Origin of the sequence: Stenotrophomonas sp. 3diitr2024 (assembly GCF_042136455.1) — a bacterium.
Lineage (GTDB): Bacteria > Pseudomonadota > Gammaproteobacteria > Xanthomonadales > Xanthomonadaceae > Stenotrophomonas > Stenotrophomonas sepilia.
This window is the reverse complement of the sequence record NZ_JBHHMJ010000095.1, coordinates 1-7,875: the sequence shown is the minus strand read 5'-3', so window position 1 is coordinate 7,875 and position 7,875 is coordinate 1. Positions and strand designations below refer to the sequence as shown.

The following is a 7,875-nucleotide window of genomic DNA, read 5'->3' as shown; positions in this document are numbered from 1 at the left end:
GGTCAGATCCCTTTTCCGCAGGAAAAGGGATCTGACCCCCAGAGTGCGGCCCTCAATGCCGCCAGCGCGCCCACTGCTGGTACACCACATAACCCAGGCCGGTCAGGCCGGTGAGCAGGGCGGGAGCAAGCAGGGCGTCGTACTGCCAGCGCGCGAACAGCCAGGCGCCGATCACGCCGCCGGCAAGGAAACCACTGATGATCAGGCCGCTGAGGGTCAGTCGTCGTACCTGCAACGGCAGCCCGCGCAGCAGGTGGCCCAGGCCGATGCCGAGATCGGTGAACATGCCGCTGAGATGGGTGGTGCGTACCACCGCGCCGCTGAAGGTCGTAGCCATTGCATTCTGCAGGCCGCAGGCCATGGCGGCGGCCAGTGCACCCCAGATCTGGTGCTCTTCAAACAGCGGAATGGCCACCAGCAAAAGAGCCGATTCCAGCGCCAGTGCCACGCCGTAGCGCCGGCCCAGCTGCAGCGTGCTGTCCTGGATCAGCAGGCCGCTGAGCATCGCGCCCAGCGAGAACGCGATCAGCAGGCCCCACAGGTGGCCGACCGCGCGCCAGTCACCCTGGGCCAGTGCCATGCCGAGCTGGCTGGTACTGCCGGTCATGTGGCTGACCGCCTGGTGCTCGAAACCGAGGAAGCCGACCACGTTGACCATGCCGGCCACGCACGAGAGTGCGACCGCGCCGATCCAGACCCAGGTGGGCAGGCGTATTCCCATCGGCGAGGCCCCTCAGGGCCCGCCGAAGCCGCCGTTGAACTGCAGCTCGCTGAAGGTGTTGCTGGCCGGGTCGAACACGGCGCCCCAGAACTGTGCGCCGCCATCGCAGACGCGAATCGCTTCACGGGCCGGATTGACGCCGCTGTCGTCAGGCAGGTGGAAGGCGTTGATGTAGATCAGCCGCTTGCCGGCGCTTTCGATGCCGACGTACTGGCGGTCGAAGTCCAGCACCTTCGGGACCTGCGCTTCCAGCGACGACAGCCTCGCCTCCAGCTGGTCGACCTGCTGCCGGCTGGGCGCCCAGTAACCCGACACCCGCCCGGCCTCGCGGCCGGGGCTGGGGCGCGAGCAGGTGTCGAGCACCTGCGCGGCGATGATCGGGCGGGTGACCACCCAGGACTGGCCGGTGCGCTCGGCGGTGGGCACGCTGGCCGGGCCGCGCGTGGTCGTACAGGCACCGAGCACGGCGGCGAGGGTGATCGCAGCCGTGGGCAGCAACAGGCGCGTGCAGCGGTTCACAACACCTCCGAAGCGTAATCGGCCAGGCGCGAACGCTCGCCACGGCGCAGGGTGATGTGCGCACTATGCGGCCAGTTCTTGAAGCGGTCCACCGCGTAGGTCAGGCCCGAAGTGGTCTCGGTCAGGTACGGGGTGTCGATCTGCTCGACGTTGCCCAGGCAGACGATCTTGGTGCCGGGGCCAGCGCGGGTGATCAGCGTCTTCATCTGCTTGGGGGTGAGGTTCTGCGCCTCGTCCAGGATCAGGTAGCGTGACAGGAAGGTGCGGCCGCGCATGAAGTTCATCGAGCGGATCTTGATGCGGCTGGCCAGCAGGTCGTTGGTGGCCTGGCGGCCCCAGGTGCCGCCTTCCTGGTTATGCGTGAGCACTTCCAGGTTGTCGGTCAATGCGCCCATCCACGGCGTCATCTTCTCTTCCTCGGTACCGGGCAGGAAGCCGATGTCCTCGCCCACGCTGACCGTGGCGCGGGTCATGATGATCTCGCGGTAGCGCTGCTGGTCCATCGTCTGCGCCAGGCCGGCGGCCAGTGCCAGCAGGGTCTTGCCGGTGCCGGCGGTGCCCAGCAGCGTGACAAAGTCGATCTCCGGGTCCATCAGTGCGTTGAGCGCGAAGTTCTGCTCGCGGTTGCGTGCGCTGATGCCCCACACGGCGTGGCTGCCGTGGCGGAAATCATCGACCAGCGACAGCACCACCTTGCCATCGCCGACCACGCGGCTGACGCGCAGTTCGACTTCATCCTCGCCCGGCAGGTAGACGTACTGGTTCGGATACCACTCCTCGCCGTCCTGCGCCTGGATTTCGTAATGCGAGCGGCCCTTGTCGCTCCAGCTGCGCAGGTCATCGCCGTGGCGTTTCCAGAAGTCTTCCGGCAGCTCGGTAGCGCCGGTGTAGAGCAGGCTGAAATCGTCCAGCGCGCGGTCGTTCTCGTAGTCTTCGGACACGATACCGGCGATGGCGGCCTTGATCCGCAGGTTGATGTCCTTGGAGACGAACACCACCGGCAGGTCGGGGGTTTCTTCCTTCAGGGCCAGGATCGCGCCGAGGATGGCGTTGTCCGGGATCACCTTGCCGAAGCTCTTGCCAGCATCGAAATGACTGGTCTGGAAGCGCAGCTTGCCGGCGCTCTGCTTGCCGCGCAGCTGCAGGCCATTGGGCCGCTGCAGCGGAATGCCGTCGGCCAGGTTGTCCAGGCCCGATTCCTGCACCAGCTCGTTGAGGAAGCGGCTCACCTGGCGGGCGTTGCGGCTCGCTTCGGAGGTGCCCTTCTTGCCGTTGTCCAGCTCCTCGATCACCTGCATGGGCAGGTAGATGTCGTGCTCCTCGAATTTGAACAGCGCGGTCGGATCGTGCATCAGCACGTTGGTATCCAGCACGTAGATGCGCTTGCCTCGGGTCATCGTCGATTCCTGGTTACGGACAGGGAAAAACCACCACGGCCTGCTGCGGGGCAGGGTGATGGCAGACACAGTAGGCAGTGGGACTCACTTGGACTGGGAGGCCTTCAGTTCGGCGAGAACGGCATCGGCATGGCCGGCAACCTTGACCTTGCGCCAGGACTGCACGATGCGGCTGTCGGGGGAAATCAGGAAGGTACTGCGTTCGATGCCACGTACCTGCTTGCCGTACATGTTCTTCATCCTGATCACGTCGAAGGCGGTGCACAGCGCTTCGTCGCCATCGCTGACCAGCGGGAAGTTGAAGCCCTGCTTGGCACAGAAGTTGTCGTGCGACTTCACCGAGTCGCGCGAGACGCCCAGCACGACGGCGCCGGCTTTCCTGAACTTCGGCAGCAGGGCGTTGAAGTCGATGCCTTCGGTGGTGCAGCCCGGGGTGCTGTCTTTGGGATAGAAGTACAGCACCAGCCATTGGCCGGCATAGTCGCCGAGGGTGGCCTGGTCGCCGCCGGACAGGGCCAGCGGCAGGGAGAGGGTGGTGCTGTCCAGGGTGTCGCCGTTGTTCATGAGGTCCTTCTGTCGAGCCTGGGTTCTTGCCATTACAGCTACATGAAACGCCACGCGCCCGTGAGAGACGCGCGAAGAATCAGAACTTCATCGGATCCATGATCGCGTCCAGGTTCAGGTGGTCGCAGAACTCGAGGAAATCGTCGCGCAGCGCGGCGATGTGCATGTTGGCCGGCACGCCGATGGTGACCTGTGCGCTGAACATTTCCGCACCGGTCTGCATGGCGCGGTAGCGCGTGCTCTGCAGGTTCTCGATGGTGATGCCCTGGCGGTCGAAGAAATCGGCCAGCTGGAACAGGATGCCCGGCTTGTCGGCGGCGATCACTTCGACGATGTACGGCAGCAGGTTGGACTGCGCCTGCTTGGCGGCGGTGCGGTACCAGACCAGCTTCAGGCCTTCCTCGCGCTCCAGCCGGGTCAGCATCGCCTCGAGCTTGGCCACCGAGTCCCAGGAGCCGGTGGCCAGGGCGGTGACCGAGACATCGCGGCCGACCGTGGCCAGGCGTGCATCCACCAGATTGCAGCCGCTGTCGGCGATGCGGCGGGTGACGGACAGCAGGGGGGACTCCGGATGCGTCGTATAGGCGTTGATCAGGAGGTGGTTTTCGCTCGGCGCGGGGCGCGGGGTGGTGTCGGTCAAGGCGATTCCGGGTAATGCATGCGTTAGTCTGAATGCCCGCCAGAGGCGGGGATCCACCGGTGTCCAGCATACTTGCCCGTGCTTTCGCGCCGCAAGTAACATTCAAGTCGCCCCCGGCCTTTCGTGGCGGGCGTTTTCCCTTCCCAGCCAAGAGCAGCACGTCCTTGTCCCTTTCCGGCCTCATCACCGCGCTGGCGACCCCGTTCCGGGCCGACGGCGCCCTCGATCCCGACGGTTGGCAGCGCCTGCTGCACCTGCAACTGGAAGGTGGCGTCCATGGCGTTGTCGTAGCCGGCTCTACCGGCGAAGCGGCAACGCTCACCGACGCCGAGTACGACCTGCTGCTGGCCAGCGCGGTCGAGCGCATCGGCGGCCGCATTCCGGTCCTGGCCGGTACCGGCCTTTCGGGCACTGCCAAGACCATCGAACAGACCCGTCGTGCCGCCGCCCTCGGCGCCAGCCACGCGCTGGTGGTCACGCCGCCGTACGTGCGCCCCACCCAGGCCGGTCTGATCGCGCACTACCGTGCGGTGGCCGACCAAGGCGGGCTGCCGGTCGTGCTGTACAACGTGCCCGGCCGTACCGGTTGCGACATGCAGCCTGAGACCGTGGCCGAGCTGGCCAGCCACCCCAACATCGTCGGCATCAAGGAGGCGGTGGGTGACACCGGCCGGGTGCAGGCGCTGCTCGCCCTGCGCAGCCCACAGTTCGCCGTGCTCAGCGGTGACGACGGTACGGCCGCGCGTTCGATCCAGGCCGGTATCGACGGCCTGATCTCAGTGGGTTCCAACGTGCTTCCCGGTGCCTACCGCCGGATGTGCGAGCTGGCCGCCGCACACGACCACGAAGCCACCGCGTCGTGGGATGCGCGCCTGCATCCCTTCCATGATTTCTGCGGCGTCGAACCGAACCCGATCCCGGTCAAGGCGCTGCTGCGCCGCATCGGCATCGGTCACGACCTGCGCCTGCCACTGCTGCCGTTGTCGGCAGCGCATCATCCGGCTGCCGACCATCTTGCCGGCGACATCGCCGCCCTCGAAGCCCTTTCCAGCCACTGACCTTCCGTCTTGGTCTGACCCAGGAGATTCACATGCGTCAATCCGTTTCCACCGTCCGCGTGCTGTCCTATGCCCTGCTTGCCGTGGCGGTCGCTGCCGGCACCACCGGCTGCTTCAAGCGCGGCGCCAAGGGCGACTACGCCCTGGCCCCGGAAATGCGTCCGCTGGAAGTGCCGCCGGACCTGAACCTGCCCAATGCCACCACCGACAACAAGGTGCCGACGTTGGCCTCGGCCACCAAGCCGGCGGCGCCGGTTGCTGCGGCTCCGGCAGCCGGCAGCACCGGTTTCACCATTGCCGGTGGCAAGGATGAAGCCTTCGCCAAGGTCGGTACCGCACTGGAAGGCGTGGAGGGCGTGACCATCGCCAGCCGCGCGCAGTTGCTGGGTTCGTACGACGTGGCCTACGAGGGCAGCAACTTCCTGGTCCGCGTAGTGGCCGTCGATGCCGGCGCCTACATCTCCGCGGTTGACCCGCGTGGCCTGCCGGCCACCGCCGAAGCGCCGGTGAAGCTGATCGCCGCGCTGAAGGCGAAGCTCGCCCAGTAAGGGCTGGTCGGATGGCTGCGGGCCTTGGTCCGCACCCGCTCTGGTAGCGGCCGAACTTGGTCGGCGCTTTTGTGCCAACCAAGGTTGGCACCTACCAGGTTGCGCGGTTGGCACCTGCCGGAGCGCACGGTTGGGGTCTGCCGAAGAACAGAAAAGGGCGCCCATGGGCGCCCTTTTCGTTACCGCCGTGGGCGCTTCTCAGCGCTCCAGCAGCTTCAGCTTGTCCGGCTTGCCATCCCATTCGCCGGCGTCGGCGGGCGGGTCCTTGCGCACGGTCAGCACCGGCCATTCCTTCGCCAGCTCGGCGTTGAGGGCAACGAAGCCTTCCTGTCCGGCAGGAACATCGTCCTCCGGGAAGATCGCATTGACCGGGCACTCCGGCTCGCAAAGGGTGCAGTCGATGCACTCATCCGGGTCGATCACCAGGAAGTTCGGGCCTTCGTGGAAGCAATCCACGGGGCACACTTCCACGCAATCGGTGTGTTTGCACTTGATGCAGTTTTCGGTGACGACAAAGGGCATGGGCTTGGGGGTGGATCGATTCCTGAACCTGCCAATTCTAGAACAGGTTGGCCCCCGGTGTCGGCGCGGGGCGGAGAACGGGCGTCTGGCAGGCGCGACCGTGGGAGTCATTGGCGGCACGGCGGGGGCTGTGCGACGCTGCGGGGCACTCGGTCGCCCACCGTGGCCGGACTCCCTTCCCAGCAGGATCGTCCATGTCCCAAACCCAGCCCAGCACCGCGCCCCATGGCGGTGAGAACACTGCATTCATCGTCCTGATCAGCTGCGTGGCCACCCTTGGTGGATTCCTGTTCGGTTTCGACAGTGGTGTCATCAATGGCACGGTCGACGGCCTCCGCCAGGCCTTCAACTCCAGTGAGGCGGCGCTCGGTTTCGAAGTCGCCTCGATGCTGCTGGGCTGCGCGATCGGCGCCTTCCTGGCCGGGTGGCTGGGTGATCGCCTGGGACGCCGCGGTGTCCTGATCGTGTCAGCGCTGATGTTCCTTGTCTCGGCGCTCGGTGCCGGCGCGGCCCACGCGTCCTGGCTGTTCATCGCCGCCCGCGTGCTGGGCGGTTTCGCGGTGGGCGCGGCCAGCGTGATGTCACCGGCCTACATCGCCGAAGTCGCCTCGGCGCGTTACCGCGGCCGGCTGGCCACGGTGCAGCAGATGGCGATCATCTGCGGCTTGTTTGCGGCCTTCCTCAGCAATTACCTGCTGGCGCGTGCCGCCGGCGCCTCGACCGAGCCCCTGTGGCTGGGCCATGAGGCCTGGCGCTGGATGTTCTGGATGCAGGTGCTGCCCTCGGGGCTGTTCCTCCTGTTGTTGCTGGTGATCCCGGAAAGCCCCCGTTTCCTGGTGTTGAAGGGGCGCCAGGGGCAGGCGAGGGCGGTGCTGGCGCGGCTGTACGGCGAGGCCGCGGCCACGGCCAAGCAGGCCGAGATCGAGGCGAGCCTGGCCCAGGACCAGCACAAGCCGCGCTTCGGCGACCTGCGCAACAAGGCCACCGGCAAGCTGCGCCCGATCCTCTGGGTGGGTATCGGCCTGGCCATGTTCCAGCAGGTGGTCGGCATCAACGTGGTGTTCTACTACGGCGCGGTGCTGTGGCAGGCGGTGGGTTTCTCGGAAAGCGACGCGCTGCTGATCAACGTGTTGTCCGGCGCGCTGAGCATCGGTGCCTGCCTGCTGACGGTACTGCTGATCGACCGCATCGGGCGCAGGCCGCTGCTGTGGATCGGTTCGGTCGGCATGTCGGTGGCGCTGGTGCTGATGGTGGTGGCGTTTGCCAGCGGCAGCCTCGTCGATGGGCGCCTGCAGCTGTCCGATGGCATGGGGCGGCTGGCGCTGGTGGCAGCCAACGTCTACGTGGTGTTCTTCAACATGTCCTGGGGCCCGGTGATGTGGGTGATGCTGGGCGAGATGTTCCCCAACCAGATCCGCGGCCCGGCGCTGGCGGTGGCGGGTGCGGCGCAATGGACCTCGAACTTCGTGATCACCGTGACGTTTCCGATGTTGCTGGCCGGCATCGGCCTGGCCGGCGCCTATGGCATCTACGCCGTCGCGGCGATCCTCTCGATCGTCTTCGTGGTCCGCTACGTGCGCGAGACCAAGGGCAAGGAGCTGGAGCAGATGGAAGGCTGACGGCGACTGGCTTCGGTTGCATTCGTTGGCGCCTCGGTGTCATCGAGGGCGAAGGCGGGGCAGCCCAATCCGGGACACGCCGTAAACCCATCCATGGGGGCTCGATGGCGCCATCCATGGCGCCAACGGTCCTGCCTGCCCACACCGCCCCGCCTCAGACAGCTTCCGATGGCTGTTGGTAGGTGTCGACCTTGGTCGACACGGTAGATCCACGCCATGCGCGGATGAAATCTGTCAGATATGGAAATGCATCTGGGGTCAGATCCGTTTTCCTGCGGAAAACGGAT

The 7,875-nt window shown here is 66.3% G+C and carries 9 protein-coding genes; 3 read left to right on the top strand and 6 right to left on the bottom strand.

The features are described from left to right. Nucleotides 1–52: 52 nt before the first annotated feature. The 5 genes from ABGA94_RS02395 to ABGA94_RS02375 all read right to left on the bottom strand — a co-directional run bounded on the left by ABGA94_RS02395 (nucleotide 53) and on the right by ABGA94_RS02375 (nucleotide 3,841). Nucleotides 53–721, bottom strand: coding sequence for a YoaK family protein (locus ABGA94_RS02395; protein WP_053500054.1), 669 nt, complete (start codon nucleotides 719–721; stop codon nucleotides 53–55). 12 nt (nucleotides 722–733) lie between these two features. Continuing rightward, entirely contained in the window at nucleotides 734–1,240 is a 507-nt protein-coding gene (locus ABGA94_RS02390) for a hypothetical protein (RefSeq protein WP_111178439.1), read from the bottom strand. Then, on the bottom strand, nucleotides 1,237–2,637 hold the full coding sequence (locus tag ABGA94_RS02385) for a PhoH family protein (protein ID WP_005409049.1): 1,401 nt from the start codon (nucleotides 2,635–2,637) through the stop codon (nucleotides 1,237–1,239). The genes ABGA94_RS02390 and ABGA94_RS02385 overlap by 4 nt, the downstream gene beginning before the upstream one ends. A gap of 84 nt (nucleotides 2,638–2,721) precedes the next feature. Beyond that, nucleotides 2,722–3,201 carry a peroxiredoxin gene (locus ABGA94_RS02380; RefSeq protein ID WP_005416113.1) on the bottom strand — a complete coding sequence of 160 codons (480 nt, stop codon included), beginning with the start codon at nucleotides 3,199–3,201 and terminating at the stop codon, nucleotides 2,722–2,724. Nucleotides 3,202–3,280: 79 nt separating this feature from the next. Beyond that, complete coding sequence (locus tag ABGA94_RS02375; RefSeq protein ID WP_005409051.1) at nucleotides 3,281–3,841, bottom strand: glycine cleavage system protein R; 561 nt, start codon at nucleotides 3,839–3,841, stop codon at nucleotides 3,281–3,283. Nucleotides 3,842–4,005: 164 nt separating this feature from the next. On the opposite strand from ABGA94_RS02375, the gene dapA reads away from it, so the two are divergent. Together dapA and ABGA94_RS02365 are read left to right on the top strand one after the other, a co-directional pair. Then, on the top strand, nucleotides 4,006–4,899 hold the full coding sequence (gene dapA / locus ABGA94_RS02370) for a 4-hydroxy-tetrahydrodipicolinate synthase (RefSeq protein ID WP_005416114.1): 894 nt from the start codon (nucleotides 4,006–4,008) through the stop codon (nucleotides 4,897–4,899). Between the two features lie 32 nt (nucleotides 4,900–4,931). Continuing rightward, nucleotides 4,932–5,447 (top strand): hypothetical protein, encoded by a 516-nt coding sequence (locus ABGA94_RS02365; protein WP_005416115.1) that lies wholly within the window; start codon nucleotides 4,932–4,934, stop codon nucleotides 5,445–5,447. A 198-nt stretch (nucleotides 5,448–5,645) separates the two neighbouring features. Here the strand turns inward: ABGA94_RS02365 and fdxA are convergent, their stop codons facing one another. Further along, nucleotides 5,646–5,969: a ferredoxin FdxA gene (gene fdxA / locus ABGA94_RS02360; RefSeq protein ID WP_005409054.1), complete on the bottom strand. Its 324-nt coding sequence runs from the start codon at nucleotides 5,967–5,969 to the stop codon at nucleotides 5,646–5,648. Nucleotides 5,970–6,163: 194 nt separating this feature from the next. Here fdxA and ABGA94_RS02355 point away from each other — a divergent pair, with 194 nt between their 5' ends. After that, on the top strand, nucleotides 6,164–7,588 hold the full coding sequence (locus ABGA94_RS02355) for a sugar porter family MFS transporter (protein ID WP_138953705.1): 1,425 nt from the start codon (nucleotides 6,164–6,166) through the stop codon (nucleotides 7,586–7,588). Nucleotides 7,589–7,875: the final 287 nt, after the last annotated feature.